Origin of the sequence: Amycolatopsis sp. NBC_01488 (assembly GCF_036227105.1) — a bacterium.
GTDB lineage: Bacteria > Actinomycetota > Actinomycetes > Mycobacteriales > Pseudonocardiaceae > Amycolatopsis.
Genome location: NZ_CP109434.1, coordinates 3,611,347 through 3,635,911 on the forward strand (window position 1 = coordinate 3,611,347; position 24,565 = coordinate 3,635,911).

Annotated in this window: 18 protein-coding genes; 11 read left to right on the forward strand and 7 right to left on the reverse strand. The window is 72.6% G+C overall.

The features are described 5' to 3' along the window. Positions 1 to 5: 5 nt before the first annotated feature. From OG738_RS17555 to OG738_RS17565, 3 genes are read left to right on the forward strand one after another with little or no spacing between them, the layout of a single operon-like run. Positions 6 to 911: a carbohydrate ABC transporter permease gene (locus OG738_RS17555; protein ID WP_329055220.1), complete on the forward strand. Its 906-nt coding sequence runs from the start codon at positions 6 to 8 to the stop codon at positions 909 to 911. Beyond that, positions 908 to 1,723: a carbohydrate ABC transporter permease gene (locus OG738_RS17560; protein ID WP_329055221.1), complete on the forward strand. Its 816-nt coding sequence runs from the start codon at positions 908 to 910 to the stop codon at positions 1,721 to 1,723. The genes OG738_RS17555 and OG738_RS17560 overlap by 4 nt, the downstream gene beginning before the upstream one ends. After that, a complete protein-coding gene (locus OG738_RS17565) occupies positions 1,720 to 3,093 on the forward strand; it encodes a GH1 family beta-glucosidase (protein WP_329055222.1) in 1,374 nt (457 codons plus the stop codon). Before OG738_RS17560 ends, OG738_RS17565 begins: the two co-directional genes overlap by 4 nt. A gap of 62 nt (positions 3,094 to 3,155) precedes the next feature. Here OG738_RS17565 and OG738_RS17570 read toward each other — a convergent pair whose 3' ends face one another. Both OG738_RS17570 and OG738_RS17575 read right to left on the reverse strand, forming a co-directional pair. After that, the gene (locus tag OG738_RS17570; protein WP_329055223.1) at positions 3,156 to 6,779 is read right to left on the reverse strand and encodes a BTAD domain-containing putative transcriptional regulator; all 3,624 of its coding nucleotides are present in this window, start codon (positions 6,777 to 6,779) and stop codon (positions 3,156 to 3,158) included. 207 nt (positions 6,780 to 6,986) lie between these two features. Then, complete coding sequence (locus OG738_RS17575) at positions 6,987 to 10,235, reverse strand: BTAD domain-containing putative transcriptional regulator (RefSeq protein WP_329055224.1); 3,249 nt, start codon at positions 10,233 to 10,235, stop codon at positions 6,987 to 6,989. A gap of 187 nt (positions 10,236 to 10,422) precedes the next feature. Here OG738_RS17575 and OG738_RS17580 point away from each other — a divergent pair, with 187 nt between their 5' ends. The 4 genes from OG738_RS17580 to OG738_RS17595 all read left to right on the forward strand — a co-directional run bounded on the left by OG738_RS17580 (position 10,423) and on the right by OG738_RS17595 (position 12,965). After that, positions 10,423 to 10,680, forward strand: coding sequence for a WXG100 family type VII secretion target (locus OG738_RS17580; RefSeq protein WP_329055226.1), 258 nt, complete (start codon positions 10,423 to 10,425; stop codon positions 10,678 to 10,680). Further along, positions 10,677 to 10,931, forward strand: coding sequence for a WXG100 family type VII secretion target (locus tag OG738_RS17585; protein WP_329055227.1), 255 nt, complete (start codon positions 10,677 to 10,679; stop codon positions 10,929 to 10,931). Before OG738_RS17580 ends, OG738_RS17585 begins: the two co-directional genes overlap by 4 nt. A 66-nt stretch (positions 10,932 to 10,997) precedes the next feature. Next, positions 10,998 to 11,600: a helix-turn-helix transcriptional regulator gene (locus OG738_RS17590; RefSeq protein WP_329055228.1), complete on the forward strand. Its 603-nt coding sequence runs from the start codon at positions 10,998 to 11,000 to the stop codon at positions 11,598 to 11,600. A gap of 39 nt (positions 11,601 to 11,639) precedes the next feature. Next, on the forward strand, positions 11,640 to 12,965 hold the full coding sequence (locus OG738_RS17595) for an amidase (RefSeq protein WP_329055230.1): 1,326 nt from the start codon (positions 11,640 to 11,642) through the stop codon (positions 12,963 to 12,965). Positions 12,966 to 13,128: 163 nt separating this feature from the next. Here OG738_RS17595 and OG738_RS17600 read toward each other — a convergent pair whose 3' ends face one another. The 4 genes from OG738_RS17600 to OG738_RS17615 form a co-directional block, all read right to left on the reverse strand. Next, entirely contained in the window at positions 13,129 to 14,295 is a 1,167-nt protein-coding gene (locus OG738_RS17600; RefSeq protein ID WP_329055232.1) for a cell division protein DivIVA, read from the reverse strand. Between the two features lie 116 nt (positions 14,296 to 14,411). Next, positions 14,412 to 16,406, reverse strand: coding sequence for an SDR family oxidoreductase (locus OG738_RS17605; RefSeq protein WP_329055233.1), 1,995 nt, complete (start codon positions 16,404 to 16,406; stop codon positions 14,412 to 14,414). 100 nt (positions 16,407 to 16,506) lie between these two features. Beyond that, the gene (locus OG738_RS17610) at positions 16,507 to 17,202 is read right to left on the reverse strand and encodes a class F sortase (RefSeq protein ID WP_329056741.1); all 696 of its coding nucleotides are present in this window, start codon (positions 17,200 to 17,202) and stop codon (positions 16,507 to 16,509) included. A 464-nt stretch (positions 17,203 to 17,666) separates the two neighbouring features. Continuing rightward, on the reverse strand, positions 17,667 to 19,139 hold the full coding sequence (locus tag OG738_RS17615) for an MSCRAMM family protein (protein ID WP_329055235.1): 1,473 nt from the start codon (positions 19,137 to 19,139) through the stop codon (positions 17,667 to 17,669). 320 nt (positions 19,140 to 19,459) lie between these two features. Here OG738_RS17615 and OG738_RS17620 point away from each other — a divergent pair, with 320 nt between their 5' ends. Both OG738_RS17620 and OG738_RS17625 read left to right on the forward strand, forming a co-directional pair. Beyond that, a complete protein-coding gene (locus tag OG738_RS17620; RefSeq protein WP_329055236.1) occupies positions 19,460 to 20,293 on the forward strand; it encodes a Bax inhibitor-1/YccA family protein in 834 nt (277 codons plus the stop codon). A 205-nt stretch (positions 20,294 to 20,498) separates the two neighbouring features. After that, a complete protein-coding gene (locus OG738_RS17625; protein ID WP_442875943.1) occupies positions 20,499 to 21,215 on the forward strand; it encodes an LppU/SCO3897 family protein in 717 nt (238 codons plus the stop codon). Positions 21,216 to 21,287: 72 nt separating this feature from the next. Here the strand turns inward: OG738_RS17625 and OG738_RS17630 are convergent, their stop codons facing one another. Next, positions 21,288 to 22,508 (reverse strand): acetyl-CoA C-acetyltransferase, encoded by a 1,221-nt coding sequence (locus OG738_RS17630; protein WP_329055239.1) that lies wholly within the window; start codon positions 22,506 to 22,508, stop codon positions 21,288 to 21,290. A 134-nt stretch (positions 22,509 to 22,642) separates the two neighbouring features. On the opposite strand from OG738_RS17630, the gene OG738_RS17635 reads away from it, so the two are divergent. After that, positions 22,643 to 22,987 (forward strand): pentapeptide repeat-containing protein, encoded by a 345-nt coding sequence (locus OG738_RS17635; RefSeq protein ID WP_329055240.1) that lies wholly within the window; start codon positions 22,643 to 22,645, stop codon positions 22,985 to 22,987. Between the two features lie 167 nt (positions 22,988 to 23,154). After that, entirely contained in the window at positions 23,155 to 24,525 is a 1,371-nt protein-coding gene (locus OG738_RS17640) for a cystathionine beta-synthase (RefSeq protein WP_329055241.1), read from the forward strand. Positions 24,526 to 24,565 lie beyond the last annotated feature (40 nt).

The following is a 24,565-nucleotide window of genomic DNA, read 5'->3' on the forward strand; positions in this document are numbered from 1 at the left end:
CCCGCGTGCACCACCGGCTCGCCCGTTTCGACCGCAAGGCCACGCCGCTGCTGTTCGTCGCGCCGTTCTTCGGCCTGTTCGCTGTCTTCGGCGCCTTCCCGCTGCTCTACACGGCGTGGGTGTCGCTGCACGACTGGAACCTGCTGGAGGGCGACCAGGGCCACCTCGGCCTGGCGAACTACGGCGAGCTGCTCGCGGACCCGAACTTCTCCAACGCGCTCGCCAACACCGTCGGCATCTTCCTGCTCGCCGCGGTCCCGGAGTTCCTGCTGGCGCTGGGCATCGCGGCGCTGCTCGACCGCCCGCTGCGGGGCGCGACCTGGTGGCGCACCGGGATTCTGCTGCCGAACGTCGTGTCCGTCGTCGCGGTCGGGCTCGTGTTCGGGCAGCTGTTCAGCCGGGACTACGGCGTGGTCAACGAAGGCTTGAGCTGGTTCGGCGTCGCGCCGGTCAACTGGCAGGCGTCGACCTGGACGTCGCACGTGGCGGTGGCGTCGATGGTGCTCTGGCGCTGGACCGGCTACAACGCGCTGATCTACCTGGCCGCGATGCAGGCGGTTCCCGGAGACCTCTACGAAGCCGCGGCCTTGGACGGCGCGTCGCGGTGGCGGACGTTCTGGTCGATCACGGTGCCGGGCATCCGGCCCGCGCTGGCCTTCACGGCCATCGCGGGCACGGTCAACGGCCTGCAGCTGTTCGCCGAGCCGCAGCTGTTCGACGCCGGCGGGTCGGGCGGCACCGGCGGCAACGACCGCCAGTTCCAGACGCTCACGATGTACCTGTACGAGAAGGGCTTCACGCACCTCGACGCCGGGTACGCGGCCGCGCTGACCTGGGTGATGTTCGTGATCTGCGCGGGGTTCGCGCTGGTCAACTACCGGCTGGTGCGCCGGTTCGTGAGGTCGGCGTGAGACGGCCCGGCGGCTGGGTCTACGTGGTGCTGGTCGGCGTGCTCGGCGCGTCGATCTTCCCGTTGTACTGGTCGTTCGTGGTGTCCACAAGGGACAATGCGGCGATCGGCGAGACGTCACCGCTCCTGCTGCCGGGCGGCCACCTCGTCGAGAACGTGCGGCGGGTCTTCGACACCGTCGACTTCTGGCTGGCGCTGGGCAACTCGCTGATCGTTTCGAGCACGGTCATGGTGTCCAACGTCGTGCTCGCGAGCCTCGCCGGGTTCGCCTTCGCGCGGCTGCGGTTCCGCGGCCGCAACACGCTGTTCCTGCTGGTCGTCGGCTCGGCGATGGTGCCGGCGCAGCTCGGCGTCATCCCGCTGTACCTGGTGATCGGCGAGCTCGGCTGGTACGGGCGGCTCGAAGCGGTGATCGTGCCGGGGCTGCTCAGCGCCTTCAGCGTGTTCTGGATGCGGCAGGCGTGCGAGAACGCGATCAGCGCCGAGCTGGTCGACGCGGCGACCGTCGACGGCTGCTCGGTCCTGCGCACCTACTGGCACGTGGCGGTTCCCGCGCTGCGCCCGGCGGCCGCGGTGCTCGCGATGCTGACGTTCTTGGCCGCGTGGAACGACTACTTCTGGCCGCTGGTGGTACTCGACCCCAACGAGACGCCGACCGTGCAGGTCGCGCTGTCGCAGCTGGCCAGCGGCTACTACACCGACTACGCGCTCATGCTCACCGGCGCGACCGTGGGCGTGCTGCCCGTGATCGCGCTGTTCCTGCTGCTGGGCCGCCACATCGTCCGGGGGATCCTGAAAGGGGCGCCAGTATGACCGAGCTTTCCTTCCCGCCGGGGTTCCTGTGGGGCGCGGCGACCGCGTCGTACCAGATCGAAGGCGCGGTGTCCGAGGGCGGCCGCGGACCGTCCATCTGGGACACTTTCGCGGCTCGGCCGGGTGCCGTCCTCGACGGTGCGTCGGGCGAGGTCGCCTGCGACCACTACCACCGGTTTCCCGAAGACATCGGGTTGCTGGCGGACGTGGGGCTGGGCGCGTACCGGTTTTCGGTGGCCTGGCCGCGGGTCATGCCGGACGGGCGGACGACCTCGCCCGCCGGGCTGGCGTTCTACGACCGGCTGGTGGACGAGCTGCTGCGCCGCGACGTCGTGCCGGTGCTGACGCTGTACCACTGGGACCTGCCGCAGGCGCTGGAAGACGCGGGCGGCTGGCCTTCACGGGACACGGCCCACCGGTTCGCCGAGTACGCCGCGGTGGTCCACGACGCGCTGGGCGACCGCGTGAACCAGTGGACGACGGTCAACGAGCCGTTCTGCGCTGCGTTCCTGGGGTACGGCAGCGGGGTGCACGCACCGGGCGTCCGGGACTACGACACGGCGCTGGTCGCGGCGCACCACCTGCTGCTGGGGCACGGGCTGGCGACGCGGGCGCTGACCTCGGCGGCGCGGCCGGGGCAGGAGTTCTCGCTGGCGTTGAACTTCGCGCCCGCCATCCCGGACGGCTCGTCACCGGCGCACCTCGATGCGGCGCGGAAGTTCGACGGGATCCACAACCGCTTCTTCCTGGACCCGGTGCTGGGCCGCGGGTACCCGGACGACGTCATGGCGGACGTTCTCCATCACGGCGGCCGGTTCGCGGCGTCGATTCGCGACGGCGACACGGACACCATCGCGGCGCCGATCGACTGGCTGGGCGTGAACTACTACGCGCCCGCGCGGGTGACGCCCCTCGACGATCCTCTGGTGCACGGCAACTGCCCGCTGCCGGGGTTGCGGGGGCTGGACGTGCTGCCGGCTGCCGGTCCGCTGACGGCGTTCGGCTGGGAGCAGGCGCCCGCGGCCTTCACGTCGCTGCTCGGCTGGCTCGCGTCGCGGTCCGGCCTGCCCTTGGTGGTGGCGGAGAACGGCGCGTCCTTTGTGGACAAGCCGGTGTCGGGTCGGGTGCACGACGCGGCCCGGGTGAACTACTTCCTGGAGCACCTGCGCGCGGTGCACGACGCGATCCGCCTGGGCGCGGACGTGCGCGGGTACTTCGCGTGGTCGCTGCTGGACAACTTCGAGTGGGCGATGGGGTACTCGCAGCGCTTCGGCCTGGTGCACGTCGACTTCGAGACGCAGGTCCGGACGGTCAAGGACTCGGGCCGGTTCCTGGGCCGCGTCGCGAAAGCCAACGCCCTGACGGAGTAGCCGTGTCGACCTCCGAATCACGCGTGTCGACGTCCTGATCACGCGTGATTGGCGACACGGCCTCAGGAGCGGCGGCGGAAGGCGTCGGCGACGCCCGAGCGGGACGGGGTGTCCAGCTTGCCCAGCAACCTCGTCACGTGCGCCTGGACCGTCCGCCGCGGCAGGGACAGCTCCGCCGCGATGTCCGGGTTCGACCGGCCCTCCGCGACCAGGCTCGCGATCTTGACCTCGATCGGTGTCAGCGACTCCCAGCCGTGGCCCGGCCGGATCGAGGAGAACAGCGCCCCGCGTCGGACACCCAGCCGCCGCAACCGCGTCTCCGCCCGGCGCAGGTCCCAGCGCGCGCCCAGCGCCGTGTAGATCTCCGCCGCCTCCTCGAACGCCGCGTGCGCCGCGTCGAGACGCCCTTCGCGGGCCAGCAGCTCCGCCGCGTCCTCCAGCACCGAAGCCAGCTCCGGGCGGCGGCCGACCGCGCGGAAGTGCTCCGCCGTCGCGAGCAGCGGCGCCGGGTCCTCCTCGATCAGGCCGCGGCACCACGACACCGCCGCGTGCGCCCGCGCCGGACGTCGCTCCTTCGCCGCCTCCTCCTCGCAGACCTCGAGCGCGCGGCGAGCGCGGACGACGTCGTCCTGCTCCATCGCCAGCCGGACGAACGTCGGGAGCCACTGGTGGCGCAGCATCATCTGCGCGTACGTCGGGTTCAGGATCGGCTCGAGGACGGCCATCGCGCGGGCCCGGTCGCCGCGCTGCTCGGCCGCGAGGGCGTCCGCGACCAGCAGGAAGTCGAAGCTCTCGCGCTCGGCGCCGGTCGCCGGGGCGTACTCCTCGGCCGCGTCGAGGTGAGCCGCCGCCTGCGCGCGGTCGTCGCGGCGGCCCGCGATCAGCGCCGCGACGCCGTGCAGCAGCAGCGCCGCCGGGCCGGGCTCGCGCAGGCCGTAGAACGTGATCGCCGGGCCGTCCTCGGTGACCGTGTCCAGCTCGACCAGGGCCTCGTCCCAGCGGCCTTCCCAGTACCGGTGGACCGCGACCGACACCTGCAGGCCCACCGGCATCGCGTGCCGCGCCGCGATGTCGCCCGCCGCGCGCAGCGCCGCGTCCGCCTCGGCCAGCCGGTCGAGGTTCTGGAGGGTGAAGACGCGGTTGTCGAGCAGGTCGACGTGCAGGTCGGCGAGTTCGTGCTCGTCGCCGACGGCCTCGATCGCCGCGTCGATGTGCACGAGCGCCGAGTCGTGCTCGCGGCGCACGGAATCGACCAGCCACAACGACTGCAGCGCGTGGGCCGTCAGGTACCGGTCGCCGCCGGCGAACGACTTGGTCTCGTACGCGGCCTTTTCCGCGGTGTCCAAATCGGACAGATCGCCGCGGCGGAAGTTCGCCAGCAGCTGCCGGTGCTTGACGCGCCACAGCTCCGGCACGGCCGGGTCGTCGGCCGACGCGGCGAGGATCGCGACCGCCCCTTCGGTGTCGCCCCGCCGGTGCTTCAACGCCGCGATGATGTGCCGCATCTCTTCGGTGGCGTCCGGCTCGGTGGCCGCGTCGAAGGCTTGCTGCGCCAGGGATTCCGGGTTGCGTTCCAGCCGGAACAGCACCTTGACCAGGGCCACGAGCAGGACTTCGCGACGCGGCCCGCCACCGGCGGCCAATGCGCGTTCCAGCAGCTCGACGGCGATCAGCGGCGCCCGGTTGGACACGGCCGCGTGGTGCGCGGCGAGCCAGTCCAGCACCCAGTCGTCCACAGTGGCCGGTGCGGCGACCAGCTGCTCGGCGACGCGCTTCACCGGGGCGCCGATCCCGGCGAGCGCTTCCGCGGCCTGCCGGTGCAGCGCCGCCCGCGTTCCCGCCAGCAGCCGGTCGTAGAGGGCCTGGCGCAGCAACGGATGCCGGAACGCGAGCTGCGTCCCGGTGTCGATGAGGACGTTCGCGGCGACGGCCTCTTCGAGCGGCTCCAGCAGGTCCGACGGCCGCGTGCCCAGCACCGCGGCGATGTCCCCGACGGCGAACTCCATGCCCAGCAGCGCGCCCCAGCGCAGCACTTCCTGCGTCCGCGCGGGCAGGAAGTCGAGCCGGCGGTCGACCGCGGCGACCAGCGAACTCGGCGCTTCGAACTCGGCCGGATCGTCGACGTCGGCCTCGCCGCCGGACACCTCGACCGCGCCCGCGCGCAGCAGGACGTCGACCATTTCCTTGACGTACAACGGGTTCCCGGCACCACGAGCGGCCAGCTCGCGCAGCCCCGGCCCGGGCGCGGCGCCGATCTGGTCTTCGATCAGCCGTCCGACGTCCTCGCCGGTCAACGGCGCGAGGTCGAGCACGACGCCGTCGCGCGCCTGGACACCGCGGCGCAGCTGGGCCAGTTCGGTGCGGTCCGGCGCGGGCCGGGTCGCGGCCACCAGGAGCAGGGGCAGCTGCCGGGTCGCCGCGCAGAGGCGGTGCCAGACCAGCACGGACGCCTCGTCCGCCCACTGCAGGTCGTCGACCACCAGCACCTGCGGCGAGTGCGCGCACAGCTCGTCGACCAGGGCCAGCAGGCGGTCGACGGCGCCGAGCACCGGGTCGGCCGGCCCCAGACCGCGGCGGACCGGGCCTTCGCCGGCCAGTTCCTTGGCGACCTTCGCGCGCCGCGGGTCGGCCGAATGCGCGTCGATCGCCAGGCATTCCAGCATGACCTGCAGCGGGAAGCGCCTGCTCAGCTCGTCGGCCGCGGCCCAGAGCCGCTGGAAGCCGGGGCCGTCCGGCAGGGTGCTGGTGAGCAGCTCGGACTTGCCGATCCCCGCCTCGCCCTCGATCCACACGGCCCGGCCCCGCCCGGCCCGGACGTCGGCGACGAGCTCGGCGAGCCGGGCCGTCTCGGCTTCCCGGCCGAACAGCCGGTGCCCGGTGACCTCCACAGGTGACGCGGGCGCGTCTAGTGCGGCGTCCTGGGCGAGGACCTGCTGGTGGAGGCGCTGCAGTGCCGGGCCGGGCTCGACGCCCAGCTCGCCGACCAGGGTGGCGCGGGCGTCGCGGAAGACGTCGAGGGCGTCGGCGGGCCGGCCGCTGCGGTAGAGGGCGAGCATGAGCGACTCGCGCAGGGACTCCCGCAGCGGGTGCTCACCGGCCAGCACGGCGAGCTCCGGCGCGAGGTCGAGGTGCCCGCCGAGGGCCAGCAGCGCCTGGGCACGCCGTTCGAGGGTGTTCAGCCGCAGCTCGGCGAGGTATTCGCGGTGCCGCTCGGCGAATCCGCCGGGCACCCCGGAAAGGGCTTCCCCTTGCCACAGCGCGAGGGCCGCGTCGAGCTCGGCGACGGCCGCCCGCGGATCACCGCGGTCGAGGTGCCGCTGCGCGGTTTCCCGGTGGCGTTCGAAGACGGCGGCGTCGAGCGCGTCCTCGTCGAGCAGCAGCGAGTACCCGGCGGGGTCCGACACGAGGACGCTGGCGGCCGACCACCGCGACCGGTCGGGTTCGAGCGCCCGCCGCAGCCCCGAGACGTAGGTGTGGACGCTGCCCTCGACGCTCGCGGGCGCGGCATCGCCCCAGACCCCCGCGATCAGCTCGGCGCGCGGGACCGCCCGCCCGGCGTTGACCGCGAGCACGGCGAAGATCGCACGCTGACGTGCGGGACCCAGGCCGATCTCGGCCGCCCCGCGCCAGGCACGCAGAGGTCCCAGCAAGCCCACTCGCAGACCGGTGTCCGCTTCCCCTCGCATGTCCCTGCCGTTCCCTCGGGGGACGAACCCGCCGGGGGCGGGCCCCCAGGACCCCGGCGGACATCTTCGCTGCCGACTACTCCGGCGAGCTTACTGACGTGGCAAGCCCGGATCGGGTTGCCCGGCGACGGGGCGAGTAAGTGCCGACGCCGGCGCGCCCGGTCCGTGGTGCGGTTGCCGCGGCGGGGTGGGAGGTGGCTGGTGGTCTCATTCTCCGGCGCTTGCCCGGGTGCGTATCGAGTTCGCCCGTCGGATCCCGAACGGCTGCATCCGGCTCTCGGCGCGCCGCACGTCCCACACCGCGCCCATTCCCGTGTACGCCGTCAGCGCCGCGCGGAACGTCGTGCGCGCGTCGTCCAGCCGGCCCGACTCCGCCAGCAGGATCGCCGCGTCCTCGGTCGCCTTGGCCTGCTTCAGCAGCCGGCCCGCCGCGCGGTAGTGCGAAACCGCCGTCAGCACCGGCTCCGGATCGCCGGTCACCAGCCCGCGGCAGTGGGCGGCCGCCGCCGCGTGGGCTGGCGGGACCTCGCCGTCCGGGGCGAGCAGGCGCAGCGCCTGCTCGGCGCGATCGGGCGCGTCGAGCAGCAGGCTGAGCCGCACCAGGTCCGGCAGCCACTGGTGGCGGGCCGCGGGCGGGTGGTGGTCCTCCAGCAGCGGGAGCAACGCCGTCAGCGCCGCCTCGGGACGGCCGTCCTGCTCGGCCAGCAGGGCGCGGGCCGCCAGCAGGAAGTCGCCACCGTCGGGCTCGAGGCCCGGCGGCCACTGGCGGCGGCCCGCCGCGTCGAGGTGCGTCCCGGCCAGCACGCGCTGGCCGCGGTGCCCGGCGATCAGCGCGCCGACGCCGTGCACCAGCAGCGCCGAACCCGGGCTGCGCAGGACGTACGACGCCGTCTCCGCGCCGTCGCGGATCACCGCGTCCAGCTCGGCCAGCGCCGCGGACCAGCGGCCCAGCCAGTAGTAGTGCACCGCGCCGGCCAGGTGCATCTCACCCGGCACCGCGCGCGTCGCGGCGATCCGCCGGGCGGCTGCCAGCGGCTCGGCGGCCTCGTCGAGGCTGTCGAGGGTCGGCACGGACAGCGCCGCGTCGTCCAGCGGGTGCAGCCCGGCCGGCGCCAGTACCGTCTTCTCGCCGAGCCGCTCCAGCGTGGCCAGCAGCGACTCGTGCCGCCCGCGCCACATCTCCGGGACGTCGCTGTCGTCGAGCGTCCGCTTCAGCTCGGCCGTCGCCTCGGCGAAGTCGCCGCGCCGGTAGTAGACGTAGGCCAGGATCCAGCGCATCTCGGCGGCACGCCTGCTGTCGGACGTCCGCGCGACGACCGACCGCGCCTCCGCTTCGGGCTCCCGGCCGAGCCAGAACAGCAGCCGCGCGAGCGTCGCGGTCAGCGTCTCCCGCGCGTCCGGCGGCAGTGCGCCCTGGGTGATGGCGTGGCGCAGCAGGTCGACGGCGACGCGCGGGGTCTCGGTGGCGACCGCGCCGATGTTGTCCAGCAGCCACGTCGTCACCCACGGGTCGACCTGCGCGGGCGCGGCCGCGAGCTGCTCGGCGACGCGGTCGGCGGGGGCGCGCGCGGCGGCGAACGCCTCGGCCAGCTGCCGGTGCAGTGCCACCCGCATCGCCGCGGGCGTCTTTTCGTAGAGCACCCGGCGCACCAGCGGGTGCCGGAACGCCAGCCGGTCGCCCGACTCGACGAGCACCCCGGACGTGATCGCCTCGTCGACCGCGCCGACCAGCGCCGTCGGCGGCCGCTCGGTGGCGACGGCGATGTCCGACAGCGAGAACTCCCGGCCGAGCAGCGCGGCCCAGCGCAGCGTGTCGCGGGTGCCGCTGGAGAGGAAGCTCAGGTACAGCGTGATCCGCGACCCCAGCGGCGCCGGGATGGTCTGGCACGAGTTGCCGTCCAGGTGCGCGTGGACGCCGTCGAGCACGATCATCGAGTGCGCCAGCAACGTTTCGACGATTTCCTTGACGTAGCGCGGGTTCCCGGACCCGTAGGAGACCAGCGTCCGCAGCCCGGGCCCGGGTGGCGCGCCCGCCAGTTCGGTGGCCAGCTCATGCGTCTCGGCCTCGGCCAGCGGCGGCAGCGCGAGCACGGTGGTGACATCGTTGTCGAGCTCGGCTCTCAGCTCGTCGAGTGCGGCCGGTCGTGGCACCGGCCGGCATGCGCCGACCAGCAGCAGCGGCAGCTCCCGCGTCTCCCGGCTGAGGTACCGCCAGACGCGCAACGTCGTGTCGTCGGCCCAGTGCAGGTCGTCGACCGCGAGCACCAGCGGCGCCTCCACGCACAGCTCGCGGACCAGCCCGAGCAGGCCGTCGACCGGGTCTTCACCGGACCGCTCGGCGAGCCGGGCGGCCAGGTTCGCGCGGCGCTCGTCGGTGGCGCGCGGGTGCACGCCCAGCGCGTCGAGCAGCGGCCGCAGGGCGAACCGCTGGTCCAGCGCGTCGGCCGCGGCGAACGCGGGCCGGAAGTCCTGGGCCATGGCGAGCAGCTCGGCCAGCAGCGCCGTCCGGCCACTGCCCGGTTCGCCTTCGAGCCACAGCGAATGCCCGGTGCCCGCACCCAGCTCGGCGACGGCTTCGCGCAGCCGGGCCAGCTCGGCGTCCCGGCCGACGAAGACGTCGGCCCGCTCCGGCATCGACGTGACGGGCGACCGCGGCACGCGCACGGCAGGCGGCGGTTTCGGGGCCGGCTTCGCCACCAGCTCGTCGTGGAGCCGCCGCAGGGCCGGCCCCGGCTCGGTGCCCGACGACTCGACGAGCCGGTCGCGGACGTCGGCGTAGACCGCGACCGCCTCGGTCCGCCGGTCGGAGCGGGCGAGGGCACGCATGAGCAGGCCGCGCAGCGTCTCGCGGAACGGGTGTTCGCGGGTCAGCGCGGTCAGCTCGGCGATGAGCTCGGCGTGCCCGCCCGATTCGAGGACGAGCTCGGCGCGCCGCTCGATCGTCGCCAGCCGCACCTCGGCCAGCCGCGCGCGCTGGGCGGCCGCGAACGGCCCGGGCAGGCCCGACAGCGGGACGCCGTGCCAGAGGTCGAGGGCTTCGTCGAGGACTTCGCGCGCCCCGCGCGCATCGCCGGCCGACTGCTTGCGCTGGGCCAGTTCCCGCAGGGTCTCGAAGCGGTGGACGTCGATCGCGGCGGCGTCCAGGCGGAGCGAGTAGCCGGACCCGATCGACGCGAGCAGCTGCGGGCCCTCGCCCTTGGCGCGGCCGGGTTCGAGCACGCGGCGCAGGCCGGAGACGTAGGTGTAGATGGAGCCCTGCGCGCTCTGCGGCGGCGCCTCGCCCCAGACGGCGTCGATCAGCTCCTCGCGCGAAACCGTGCGGTTCGGGTTCATCGCGAGGGCCGCGAGAACCGTCCGACGGTGCGCGGAGCCGAGGTCGAGCTCCGTTTCGCCCCGCCACGCCTTCACCGGGCCCAGGAGCTGGAGTCTCGGTGCGGAGCCGTCCGCAGCCGACATCGGTCTCCCTTCGTGCGCTGACGAGCTGACGAACCGTCACGCGCCGGATGCCTGACGTGAGCATACGCGGCCGCCGTGAACCGGCAGGCAAGGATGGCGGACATTCGGGCAACGGCACACGGGCGGGGTTCCGCCGCGCCGCGGCGTGCGCGACGCTCGGGTCGCCGAGACCTCGAGGAGCCCGAAAATGGCCACAGCCGAGCCGACGGACGACATGAAGCAGGCCGCCGCCCGCATCGCGTACGCCCTCGACGCGGCCGGCTCGCACCTGCGCGACGTCAACAGCGACATGGCGATGGTGCAGGCGTCGTGGCGCGGCGAGGCGTCGGTGCGCTTCGGCCAGGCGATGAGCGACTGGGAGCAGGAGTTCGACGTGATCCTTTCGCGGCTGGTCCGGCTGCTCGAGACGACCGGCGGCCGCGTGCCCCGGCAGCGGCGGTCATGACGCGGCACGAGGTCTACTTCGGCTTCGCCGATCTGGTGCTGGACCGGATGGGGGAGATCACCGGCGAGCTGGGCGACCTGCTCGCCGAGCTGGAGTCCACTGTGGAGCCGGGGCTGGCCGGCTGGAGCGGCGAGGCGCGGGAGGAGTACCTGCGCGCGAAGCGCGACTGGGGCCGGGCGGCGGAGCGGATGCCGGGCTGCCTGGAGCGGGCGCGGGAGGCGTTCGGCGAGCTGGGCCGCGGCGTCCGGTGATTCCGTCTTCACGCGCGTGAAGACGGAATAGGGAAGGCGTGAAGACCGGCCGTCCACACTGCTGCCATGAAGCCCGTCGAAGTGACCGTCCTCGCCTCGGACCCGATCACGCACGCCGGCGCGGTGACCCTGCTCGAAGCCCATCCGGACGTCCGGGTCACCGACCTCGTGCCCGACGTGCTGCTGGTGATGGAGGACCACGTCACCGAGGCGGTGCTGGGCGAGGTCCGCGCGGCGAAGGCGTCGCACGTCGTGCTGGTGGTCGAGCACTTCCGCGAGAGCGACCTGATGTCGGTGCTGGAGAGCGGCGTCGTGGCGATCCTGCCGCGCCGCGAGACGGGCGGCGCCGAGTTGGTGACAGCGGTGCTCGCCGCGGGCGACGGCACGGCGAACCTGCCGCCGCGGCTGCAGGGGGCGCTGCTTTCGCAGGTCCAGCGGATGCGCAAGGACGTCCTGGAGCCGAACGGGCTGACGCTGTCCGGGCTCGCCGCGCGCGAGTGCGACGTGCTGCGGCTGGTCGCCGAGGGCTTCGGGACCGAAGAGATCGCCGCGAAGCTGTGCTACTCGGAGCGGACCGTGAAGAACGTCCTCTACGGCCTGATGACGCGTTGCGGCCTCAACAACCGCGCCCACGCCGTCGCCTACGCGCTGCGGGCGGGCGCGATCTGAGCCGGTTTTCCGGCCGTTCGGTGGGCTAGTGTCTCGATCATGGTGTCCACCGCAGCGGAGATCGCGGCTTCCGTCCGGGCCGGGAAGCTCGACCCGGTCCAGGTGACCAAGGAAGCGCTCGACCGGATCGCCGCGGCGGACGGCGTCGTCGGCGCGTTCCGCCGGGTGCGCGCCGAGGAGGCCCTCGCGGAGGCCGCTTCGGTGGCCGCGCGGCCCGATCTGGCGTCGCTGCCGCTGGCCGGGGTGCCCGTCGCCGTCAAGGACGTCACGGAGATCGCGGGCGAGTACGCGTCGCACGGTTCGCTGGCGGGGCCGGCTTCGCCTGCCGAGGAGGACGGGGTGATCGCGGCGCGGCTGCGGGCGGCCGGCGCGGTGCTCGTCGGGCTGACGCGGGTGCCGGAGCTGTGCGTCTGGCCGATGAGCGACACGCCGGACGGCATCGCCCGCAACCCCTGGGACCCGACGTACGCGTCGGGCGGCTCGTCCGGCGGCAGTGCCGCGGCGGTCGCGGCCGGGCTGGTCCCGCTGGCGCACGGAACGGACGGCATGGGTTCGGTCCGGCTGCCGGCGGCGATGTGCGGGCTGGTCGGGCTGAAGCCGGGCGCGGACCTGCTGGCCGAGGGCGGCTGGTTCGGCATGTCGGTGCACGGCCCGCTGGCCACGACGGTCGCCGACGCGGCGTTGCTGGTCTCGGTGCTGGCCGGGGATCCTTCGCTGGCGGTCGTTTCGTCGCCGCCGGCTTCGCGGATCGCGATGTCGACGACGGTGCCGCTGCTGCACACGCCGGTGCCTCGCGAACTGGTTGCAGCGGTGTCCCAGGCGGCCGGGCTGCTGGCGTCGGCGGGCCATTCGGTTTCGCCTGACGCCCCGCGCTACCCGGCGTCGATGGTGCTGGGCATGACGGCCCGCTGGTGCGCGGGGCCGGCTCGGCAGGCCGCGGACTTCGACTTCACGCGGTTCCAGCGGCGAACCCGCACGCACGTGCGGGTGGGGCGGTTCCTCGAGCGAGCGGGCCTGATCCGTGCGCGAACGCGGGACCGGTGGGTCTCCCGGGCGTCGGAGTTCTTCGCGTCCCACGATGTCTTGATGACGCCGACGCTGTCGCACTGGCCGGTGAAGGCGGGCCGCTGGCACGAGCGCCGCTGGCTGGCGAACGTCCTGCCGTCGACGCGCCTGGCGGGCTTCACGGGCCAGTGGAACCTGGCGGGCTACCCGGCGATCACGGTCCCGATCGGCCGGTCGGCCCGGTCGGGCCTGCCGACGTCGGTCCAGCTGGTGACGAAGCCGGGCGGCGAGTCGCTGCTGCTGGGACTGGCGGCCCAGCTGGAGGCCGCGAATCCGTGGCCGAGGACCGCCCGCGGCTGACGTTGTCCACAACGTCCGCCAGTGGGGGACAACTCGGGTCCGCGGCGCGGCCGAGCACCGGAACCGTCGGTGGCCGCCGATAGCGTGGAAAACGGGGGCTGCTCAGCCCCGGAACGCACGAAAAGGCCGCCCCGAAACATTCGAGGCGGCCTTCGCGCAAACCTCAGGAACCCGGCTTGCTCGCGGTCGGCGACAGCGGCTTCACGCCGTTTCCGTTCCCGTTCGCCGGCTTGGTCGCGGGGCCGTTCTGCTTCGGGGCGTTCCCCGGCTTCGCGACCGGCTTGGGCGCCGGGGCCGCCGCGGCCTTCACCGCGGGCTTGGCCGCCGCCGGGATCGACGGCTGGACCACCGGCACCACCGGTGTCGAAGGCGTGGTCGGGGATTCGGCCGGAGAGTCGCCGCCCACGAGCTTGGACGCCTGGGGGATCACCGCTTCCTCCGGCAGCGTCGCCAGCTGCGTCTCGCTGCGGTTGAGGATGTCCTCCGCCGCCGCGAGGCTCTTGCGCGCCTGCTCGCGGATCTCCGCCAGGCGCTCGACTTTGCGGTTGGCCGCCGTCGTGCGCTGGGCCGCCTGCGTGGTCGCCTCGTCGAGACGGCGGCGGGCTTCCGCCGTGGCCTCGTCGAGCCGCCGCTTGGCCTCGGCCGTCGCCTCCGCGAGCCGCCGCTCGGCCTGGTTCTTGCTCGCCGTGCGCTGGTCGGCGACGTGCTTCTCCAGCGCCGCCTTCTGGGCCGCCTGCGACGACTCGAACTCGCGCTCGATCTTCCGCCGCTTCCGCTCGGCCTCGTTGTCCAGCAGCTCGCGCCGCTGGGCCGCCTCGACGGTCAGCCGCTGCACCTCCGCGCGCGTCTCGGCGAGCGCGTTCTCGTGCTCCGAGTGCAGCAGGTCGGCCTGCTTGTCCAGCTCCGCGACGAGCTTCGTGTACCGCTCGCGCAGCTTCGTCGACGCCTCGGTCGAGCCCGCCCACGTCTTCTCCGCGGCGGCCTCGGCACGCTTGATGATCTCGTCCGCGCGGGCCTGCGCGAGCGTGACCGTCCGCTGCATCCGCTCGTCGAGGTCCTCGAGCCGCTCCGGCGGCTTCTTCAGCTCCTCGATGCGCGCCTCCAGCGACGCCACCTGCGACCGGGCCGACTCGGCGTCGCGCGCGGCGGCGGCGGCCTGCGCGGCGGCGGCGTCGCGTTCGCTGAGCACGCGACGCAGCTGCGCCTCGACATGGTCGAGGTACTGGCGGACTTCGTTGCGGTCGAAGCCGTGCCAGGCCTGTGTGTACTCACGACGAAGGGGGAGAAGGCCGTTGAGGGCGGTTGCGGCGGGGTCGCGCTCAGGAACCATGCGCCCGACCGTACCTGGGCACGGTCCGCTTACGCCCTTCGGCTTAACAAATCACCAACACGTGTCGCGGCCGCGGCGGCGCGTCGCCGGAATGGCCGCACCCCGGAAACCCTCAGTCACCAGTGGAACCCGCGCGAAAGCCGGGCGAGCGCCATCGCCGCGCGGGAGAGGTGTTTCTCGCCACGCCCGATCTTCAACTCGCCCGAACCGCCCGCCGCGGTCGAATCCGGGAAGATCCGGAAGCCCTGGTACGCGATCGCGTCGGTGAGGCCCGGCGTGAGCGTGTACGCCACCCCGATCGCCTGCCCGGCCGGGGTGCCGATGTGCTTCGGCCGCTCGACGAGTGCCTTCATCACCATGTCCGCGGCCTGCTCCGGCGACTTCGTCGGGAACGCGTCGTAGATCTTCGTCGGGCGGATCATCGGCGTGCGCACCAGCGGCATGTGGATGGTGGTGAACGTGATCCCGTCGCCGTGCGTCTCGGTCGCCGCGATCCGCGAGAAGTAGTCCAGCGCCGCCTTCGACGCCGCGTACGCCGAGAAGCGCGGCGCGATGCCCTGCACGCCGATCGACGACACGTTGACGATGTGCCCGAACTTCCGCTCCGACATGTGCGGCAGCACGGCGAGGATCAGCCGCACGGCGCCGAAGTAGTTGATCGCCATCGCGCGCTCGTAGTCGTGCATCCGGTCGTAGGACAGCTTGATCGACCGGCGGATCGACCGGCCGGCGTTGTTGACCAGCATGTCGATCCGGCCGTGCTCGGCCAGCATCGCGTCGACGGCCTTGTGCACCGAGTCCTCGTCGGTGAGGTCGGCGGGGTACACCGACGCCGTGCCGCCGGCGGCGACGATCTCGTCGCGGACCTCTTCCAGTTCGTGCTGCCGGCGCGCCACCAGAAGCGGAACGCCACCGGCGGCCGCCACCTTCAACGCCGTCGCGCGGCCGATGCCCGAGGACGCGCCGGTGATGATCACGCGGCGGCCGTCCAGCTCGCCGCGCGGGCCGTGCTTGCGCGCGCGGAACGGGTCGAGGTGCTCGCGCCAGTAGCGCCACAGCGTCGGCGCGTACTCCTCCAGCCGCGGCACCTCGACGGTGCCGGCCAGCGCCTTGCGCGCCTCGTCCGAAGAGAACACCGACGGGAACGCCATGGTCTCCAGCAGCACCGGCGGGATGCCGAACCGCTCCATGACGGCGTCGCGGGCGATGGTGACGCCCGGGATGTGCTCGGTCAGCTTCACCAGCCCGACGATCCGCTTCGAGAGGCCCTCGCCGAGCTGCACGGTGATCGTCGGCGCGCCCGCGGCCTTCGCGAAGGCGTTGTAGACCGAGACGACCGGCTGCGGCTCGGGGTTGACCAGGTGGAACGCGTGGCCGTCGAGCCCGGGCTTGACGACCAGCTCCAGCAGCGCCTTGGCGACGTAGTCGACCGGCACGATGTTGGTGTCGCCGAGGTCGGGGCCGACCAGCGGCAGCACGTCCGGCAGCCCGGCGAGCCGGTTGATGGCGGGGAAGAGGTAGTACGGGCCGTCGACCTTGTCCATTTCGCCGGTCTCCGAGTGCCCGACGACGACGGCGGGCCGGTACACCCGCCACGGCACCCGGTCCTGCTCGCGGACGATCTTCTCGGCCTCGAACTTGGTCCGGTGGTACGGCGTGACCAGCCGCTGGCCCGCGTCGAACATCTCTTCGGTGAAGACGCCTTCGTGGTCGCCTGCGACGGCCACCGAGGACACGTGGTGCAGGCAGCCGGCGCGCAGGTCCGCGGCCAGGTCGACGACGCTGCGCGTGCCGTCCACATTGGCCTTGACGCTTTCTTCGTCGTCGGCGGTGAGGTCGTAGAGCGCGGCCAGGTGCACGACGTGGTCGACGCTGCCGCGCAACTCGTCGCGGTCCGCTTCGGACACGCCGAGCAGCGGCTCGCCGAGGTCGCCGGTGACCAGCGTGACGCGGTCGGAGTGCGGCCACTGGTCGACGAGCGCGGCCAGCTTGGCCTTGCTCGACGCGCGGACCAGCAGCGCGACGCGGTCGTCGTCGGGGCGGGAAAGCAGCAGCCGGGTGAACTGGCGCCCGATCAGTCCGGTCGCCCCGGTCACCAAGAACGTCGCCATCGTCTTCACCTCTCGCGCCGCATCGCCTGACCCTGGGCATTCTGCTGCATACGGCCGTCAGTGACCACCTCGTGACGACGTGATGTTACCCACGAGTAACTTACTCGGGGTCCGCGATGACGACGCGGTTCTCCTCGTAGCCGTCCGACCCGCCGACCCAGCGGCCGCCGCAGGTGACCAGCACCACCCGGTGCGGGCCGGACTGGCCGAAGAGGTCGTCGGCCCGCGCGGGCAGGTCGTCCTTGTGCACCGTGACCAGCTGGGAGACCCGGTAGCGCCAGGTCTTGCCCGCACTGTCCACAATGGTCACTTCGCCGCCGATCTCCGCCGTCCAGAGCTCCGCGAACGGCCCGGTGGCGCCCCGCCAGTTCACGTGCCCGGCGAAGACGCTCGCCCCGCCGGCGGCGTCGAGCCCGGCACCCCACCACGTCGCCTGGCCGAGGTCGTTCGGGATCGGCAGCTCGCCGCCGGGGCCGAGGGCCGTGCGCACCAGGGTGGCGGTCCCGCCGGCGGGCAGCCGCACGGTGCCCGGCTTCTGGGGCGGCGGTGGTGCCGGAGTGGACGTCTGGGCGGCCGGAGCCGCGGGCGCGATGCTCGTCGGCGGCGCCGGCGCCGGTGCGGGAGTGGAGGTGGCCGGCCGGGCCGCCGGAGCGGCAGCGCCGGCGGCGGGCAGCGCGGTGCCGGCCACGAGAGCCACGGCCGGCGAGCCGAGGGCGGACGACCCGAGCTGCACCGCGAGCACGCTCGCCACCCCGAGCGCGAACCCGGCGAGCAGCCGCCCGCGCTTCGGCTTCAGTTTCGGCTTCGGCCGAGTCCAGCCGTCGTCGCCGGTCGGCTGGTCCGGGGCCGCTGCGGCCCAGCGGCCGGCACCGCCGGTCGACCAGGGCGGCTCGGCTGCGGTCTGGCTATTCGCCGCCCAACCGAGTTCGGCTGCGGCTCGGCTGCTTGCGGCCTGACCGAGTTCGGGTTCGGCTCGGGTGCCGGTCGACCAGGGCGGTTCGGCTGCGGCTCGGCTGCTTGCCGCCCAACCGAGTTCGGCTTTGGCCCGGCCGCTTCCCGCCCGACCGAGTTCGGCCTCGGCCCGGTCGTCGGTCAACCAGGGCGGCTCCGTGCTGTCCCAGCCACCGCCTGCTCGCCGGGCATCGGCCGGGCTCGCGTCGAACCAGCCTCCCGTGCTCCGGCGGCCACTCGCGCTCGGCCGGTACAGGAGTCCGTCGTCGTCCGCCGACCAGCCGCTCGCGTTGTTGCCCGCCATGCCGGTTACCTGCGCGAGGCCCGCCGCGCGGCGAAGCCGGCCAGGCCGGCGCCCAGCAGCACCAGCAGGCCGAGTCCCGCCAGGCCCGGCGTCGAATAGCTCGTCTCGACGACGCCTCGCGCCTGCACGACCGGTGCGTCCCCGGCCGGGATCGCGCGCGGCACCTCGTTCGGCTTGTTCACGACGGTCAGGGTGAGCGTCTCGCCCGGCTTCACCGTGCCGCACGCCGACGGCGGGTTCTTCGGGTCGTACGCGTTCGTGTAGCCCGGCGGTGGGCCCGCTTCGACGACGCAGATGTCCTGCGGTGCCCGGAGGTTCTCGACCGTCACGCCGCCGGTCGTGCGGTCGGTGGTGACGACCGCGGGCTTGCCGTCGGCGCCCGTGAGCGGCTTGCCGTCCTGGCCGAGCGCCGCCGACGTCTTGTCCTTGCCGGTGATCCGCAGGACCGCGCCGCCGACGCCCTTGCCGGTGTTCGCGTCGGTCTTCGTCACCTTCACCTGGCCGGGCTTCGCGACGTTGACCACGCCCTGCGTGGTCAGTTCCTTCTCGCCGCCGGTGGAGACGACGCGCTGCTTCTCCGTGTCGACCGGAACCCGCACGTACGGCCGGTCGGCCGGCGCGGACAGAGCGGCCGCGAGCTTCGGCTGGTCACCCGTCGGGGTGAGCTTCACCCGCACGACGCCGTCGGTGTCCGTCTTGAGCGTGACGTCCTTCGCCGCGGCCTGCGGGCTCGAGTTCCCGGCGGTGTCCGTGGTCGGTTCGTCGCCGAGGGTCGCGGCGGTCGCCGTCAGCTTCACCGGGACGTCCGGGACACCACGACCCTTGGCGTTCTTCACCGTGACCGTCCACTCGGCGGCCTCGCCGGGGTACTGCGGGTCCTTCGGCGTGGTCACCGACGCGGTCCACGGGCCGCGGTTGGCTTCGGCCTCGGTGCGCAGCCGCGCCACGGCCGCCGCGGCGTCCGGGTGCTGGTCCTGCAGCTGTGCGAGGTGGAACGGCGCGTCGTAGCCGATCTTGTCGTAGGTCAGCGCCGGGTCGAGGTCCGCCGGGGTGCGCGGGGCCGCCGTCCAGGAGTGCAGCAGGTGCGCGAGCGCGGCGGCCTCGTCCGGCTTCTTCGTGTCGCCGTAGCGCAGGAGCAGGTAGGAGATGTTCGCCGCCTGGTCGGCGGGGAGCTTCGTGCCCCACTTCGTGAGCAGCTCGTCGCCGGGCCGGTACTTCTCGTCGGAGTCCGGCGCCTTGAGCTGGAAGCTCACGCAGAACACCTGCTGCCCGCCGACGATGTAGGACCCCAGCCAGTTGCCGGTCGTCGGCAGTGGCGTCATCTTCTGCGGGTCCTTGGTGCGGTAGCCGATGCCTTCCTGCTTCGCGGCGAAGGCCACGGGCGTGGCGACCGTCACGGACAGCGCGCCGAGCAGCGCCGCGGCGACCAGGCCGGTGAGCGCGCGGCGACCCGCGCGCGGGCGTGTTGACCACCTCATGGTGTGTAGGCTCCTTCGTCGGACACGCGGCGACGACGACGGCGTCTCCGCAGGTCACACGATTGATCAACTCCCCGACGCGCGTACGGTGAACGACCGGGCACGCCAGGTGAGCGTCGCGCCGAAGGGGCCGGACTGTCTACCGCCCTTCGGGTGGCGGTCGCCGAACGGCCGTGATCGTGGTCGCATACCGTGTCTGTCGTGGCCGCGGGCCCGCCGTCGAGTAAAGTCGTCTTTACTCGACGGGAACCGCACGTACCCGGCGGTCGTTGAACCCGATGCAGCGTCGATCCACGAAGCAGCAGATCCAGGAGGATCAGGTGCGTTCCAGTAGCAACCCGGCGTTCCGCAACCTGCCCCGCGGCGGAACCCAGACTCACGGGCAGTACGGGCCCCCGGTGGGCTTCAACCAGTCCCAGGGCGGGGTGCCCGGCTACGGCCCCGGGCGGGTCTCCGCCGGCGAGGGCGACCGGCCGATGACCGTCGACGACGTCGTCGTCAAGACCGGCATGAGCCTCGGCGTCGCGCTGCTCGTCGGGATCGTCACCGCGATCTGGGCCCAGAACACGCTCGCCGAGACCGGCAGGCTCTCCGGCGCCCTCGTCGCCGCGATGCTCGGCGGCCTCGTCGTCGGGCTCGTCATCTCGCTGGTGATCATCTTCCGCCAGAAGCCGAGCGGTCCGCTGACGCTCGTCTACTCGGCGGCCGAAGGCCTCTTCCTCGGCGCGCTGAGCGGCGTGTTCGAAATGATCTACCCGGGGATCGCGCTGCAGGCGATCATCGGCACTGCGGGCGTCTTCATCGGCATGCTGGTCGTCTACAAGACCGGCGCGGTCAAGGTGACGCCGAAGCTGACCAAGTGGATCGTCGGGGCCGTCGTCGGCGTCGCGATCCTGATGCTGTTCAACCTGATCAGCTCGTTCGCCTTCGGCTTCAACCCGCTGCGCGACGGCGGCCCGCTGGCCATCGTGTTCAGCCTCGTCTGCATCGGGATCGCGGCCTTCAGCTTCCTGCTCGACTTCGACCAGGCCGACCGGATGATCCGCGAGGGCCTGCCGTCGAAGTGGGCCTGGTACACCGCGTTCGGCCTGATGACGACGCTCGTCTGGCTGTACCTGGAGATCCTGCGGCTGCTGTCCTATCTCCGCGATTAACCTGGCTGACCGTCCCCGAACGGCTACACAGTGAAGGCGCTCCGTAACCAACGGGGCGCCTTTTCTGTGGGTAATTCATGCGTATGGGGACCCCGGTGCGGATCGTGCTCACCCTGCGTGTTTGATGTGCCGGTCGGTTCTTCATTTCACATGTGTGAGGTTCACAGTGAGCGTTCCCCCTCCGGCCCCCGGGGGCCAGCAGCCGGTGGGTCAGCCCGATCCCTACGGACCGCCTCCGGGCGGCCAGCCGCAGCAGTTCGGTCAGCCGGGCCACTACGGCACTCCGCCGCCGGGCACCCCGCCGCAGGGGCAGCCCGGTCCGTACGGCCCGCCCCCGGGGCAGTACCCGCCGCCGCCCGGCCAGCTCGGCTTCCCGCCCGCGCCGCCGGCTCCGCCGAAGAAGTCGAAGACACGGTGGATCCGCCTCGCGGTGTTCGCGGTCGTCCTGGTCGTCGGCGGCACCGTGGCGTTCATCAGCTTCATGAACTCGCCGGAGAGCTCGAACGTCGGTGACTGCCTCAAGGTCACCGAGTTCACCTCGGGTGGCGACGAGCCGAGCAAGGCCGACTGCAACGACATCGGCGCGAACGTGAAGATCGCCGGCCGCCTCGACGGGAGCGCCGACCAGTGCCCCGGCGGCGGCACCGGCGACGCGGCGTACGACACCTACACGGTCACCGGCCGCACCTCGTACAAGCTGTGCCTGATGATCAACGCGAAGCAGGGCGACTGCCTGGCGAACTTCTCGTCGCAGACCAAGGGCTACCAGAAGGTCCCGTGCAGCGACCCGACGAAGGACGCGGAGCTCGTGAAGGTCGTCACGGGGCAGGCCGACAAGAGCGTGTGCGAGGGCACGGAAGCCACTCGCGTCGCGGTCTACCCGGAGCCGGCGACGACGATGTGCGTCAAGACGAACGAATAGCGGTTCTCTTCGAAGGCCCTCTCGCGTGCTTCGCGAGAGGGCCTTCGACGCGTTCGGGATGCTCGGCCTGGGTCAGGAGAGGCGCTCCAGGATCATTGCCATGCCCTGGCCGCCGCCGACGCACATCGTCTCCAGGCCGAACTGCTTGTCGTGGTGCTGCAGCGAGTTGATCAGCGTCGACGTGATGCGGGCGCCCGTCATGCCGAACGGGTGGCCCACCGCGATCGCGCCGCCGTTGACGTTCAGCCGGTCCAGGTCGATGCCCAGGTCGCGGTACGACGGGATCACCTGCGCCGCGAACGCCTCGTTGATCTCCACCAGGTCGATGTCGCCGATCGACAGGCCTGCCCGCGACAGCGCCTGCTTCGACGCCTCCACCGGCCCGTAGCCCATGATCTCCGGCGACAGACCCGTCACGCCCGTCGACACGATCCGGGCCAGCGGCGTCAGGCCCAGCTCACGCGCCTTCGTGTCGGACATGACGACCACCGCCGCCGCGCCGTCGTTGAGCGCGCAGCAGTTGCCCGCCGTCACGCGGCCGTCCGGGCGGAACACCGGCTTCAGGCCCGAAACGCCCTCGATGGTCACGCCCGCGCGCGGGCCGTCGTCCTTCGAGACGACCGTGCCGTCCGGGAGCGTGACCGGGGTGATGTCCTTGGCCCAGAAGCCGTCGGCGATGGCCTTCTCGGCCAGGTTCTGCGAGCGGACGCCGAACTCGTCCATCTCCTCGCGCGTGACGCCCTTCAGCCGCGCCAGGTTCTCCGCGGTCTGGCCCATCGCGATGTAGACGTCGGGGACGTCCCCGGACGAGCGCGGGTCGGTCCAGCTGTCGGTGCCCGACTCGGCGGTCGCGGCGGTGCGCTTCTCGGCGTCGGCGAACAGCGGGTTGTGCGTGTCCGGCCACGAGTCCGAGCTGCCCTTGGCGAACCGCGAGACGGTCTCGACGCCGGCGGAGATGAACACGTCGCCCTCGCCGGCCTTGATCGCGTGCATGGCCATCCGGGTGGTCTGCAAGCTGGAGGAGCAGTAGCGGGTGATGGTGCAGCCGGGCAGGTGGTCGTAGCCGAGCTCGACGGCGACCGCGCGGCCCATGTTGAACCCGGACTCGCCGCCCGGCAGGCCGCAGCCCAGCATCAGGTCGTCGATGTCGGCGGGGTCGAGCTGCGGCACCTTGGCCAGTGCCGCCTGGATCATCTGCACGGTCAGGTCGTCGGGCCGCATGCCGACCAGCGAGCCCTTCCCGGCGCGGCCGATCGGCGAACGAGCGGTGGAGACGATGACGGCTTCAGGCATGACGTGACACATCCTCGTATCGCGAGCTAAGCGGTTGCTCACGAGTGTGCCGTGAACCACGCTCCGGGCAAAGCCGAACGCGACCAAGGCAACAGCCGGCCGGCCGGATCACCCGGGTGGGGACCGAGACTCGGGTGCTGCGGACCAGGACGATCCTGCTGTGGGAGCCGGGCTGCCGCTGGTGGCGGCGGTCGCCGCGAGACGGGACCGAAGCCGACTTCACCAAGGCGACGTTCGAGGACCGCGCCGATTTCCGGAGAACCGTTTTCGGTGGCGAGCGCGACTCGTTCACCGGCGCCGTTTTCGCAGGTCCGGCCGAGTTCGGGACGAAATCCGCCGCCCGGCTCGCCGGCGCGGAGGCGGAGCGGGGCTTTTCGCGGACCTGGCCGGCGGGCCGGGAAGAATGCGCGATCGCCGATCGGCCGAACCGCGCGCAATTGACACGAAAGGACGATCCCGGGCAACCCGATAGCCGATAGGATCGTTTCCGGAATGGAAGACCGCCGTTTCGCGGCGGAGGTGCACCGGGAGGCACCTTCGAGACGGGACGACGGCCCAGCCGGCCGCGGCGCGCACCCGGAGACCACCCGGTCCACCGCGGCGCTGAGTGGACAACGCCACCGGTCGGCCGTTTAGGCTGGCGGTCGTGGAGTACGCAGAGCACATCGCAGACCTCGTGGGCAACACCCCCCTGGTCAAGCTGAACTCGTTGACCAAGGGGCTCAAGCCGCTCGTGCTGGCCAAGGTCGAGTACCTGAACCCGGGTGGCTCGGTCAAGGACCGCATCGCGCTGCGCATGATCGAAGCCGCGGAGCGCTCCGGCGAGCTGCGCCCCGGCGGCACGATCGTGGAGCCGACGTCCGGCAACACCGGCGTCGGCCTGGCCATGGTCGCGCAGCGCAAGGGCTACCAGTGCGTGTTCGTCTGCCCGGACAAGGTCAGCGAGGACAAGCGCAACGTGCTCAAGGCGTACGGCGCCCGCGTCGTGGTGTGCCCGACGGCTGTCGCGCCTGAGCACCCGGACTCCTACTACAACGTCTCCGACCGCCTGGTCCGCGAGATCGACGGCGCCTGGAAGCCCAACCAGTACGCCAACCCGCAGAACCCGGAGAGCCACTACCTCTCCACCGGCCCCGAGCTGTGGAAGCAGACCGACGGGAAGATCACGCACTTCGTCGCGGGCGTCGGCACCGGCGGCACGATCTCCGGCACCGGCAAGTACCTCAAGGAGGTCAGCGACGGCGCCGTGCAGGTGGTCGGCGCCGACCCGGAGGGCTCGGTCTACTCCGGCGGCAGCGGCCGGCCGTACCTGGTCGAAGGCGTCGGCGAGGACTTCTGGCCGGACACCTACGACCGGAACATCGCCGACGAGATCATCCCGGTCTCCGACGCCGACTCCTTCCAGATCACCCGGCGCCTCGCGCTGGAAGAGGGCCTCCTGGTCGGCGGCTCCTGCGGGATGGCCGTCGCGGCTGCGCTGAAGCTCGCCGAGCGGCTCACCGAGGACGACGTCGTGGTCGTGCTGCTGCCCGACGGCGGCCGCGGCTACCTGACGAAGGTGTTCAACGACACCTGGATGTCCTCCTACGGCTTCCTGCCGCCCGACTCCTCCGGCGCGACGGTCGCCGACGTGCTCACCAAGAAGAGCGGCCAGCTGCCGGCCCTGGTGCACTCGCACCCGAACGAGACGGTCGCCGAGGCCATCGCGATCCTGGCCGAGTTCGACGTCAGCCAGATGCCCGTGGTCAGCGCGGAGCCGCCGGTGATGGCGGCCGAGGTCGTCGGCGCGGTCAACGAGCGCGACCTGCTCGACGCGCTGTTCACCGGCAAGGCGCAGCTGGCCGACCGGCTCGAGCGGCACATGTCGCCGCCGCTGCCGACCATCGGCGGCGGTGAGCAGGTCGGGGCCGCGATGACCGCGCTCGAGGGTGCCGACGGCGCGCTCGTGCTGGTCGACGGCAAGCCGGCCGGGGTCGTCACCCGGCACGACCTCCTGGGCTTCCTCGCCGGTCGCTGAGCGGGAGCTGGGAAGGTCCTTCATCGGCGCACCCGGCCGG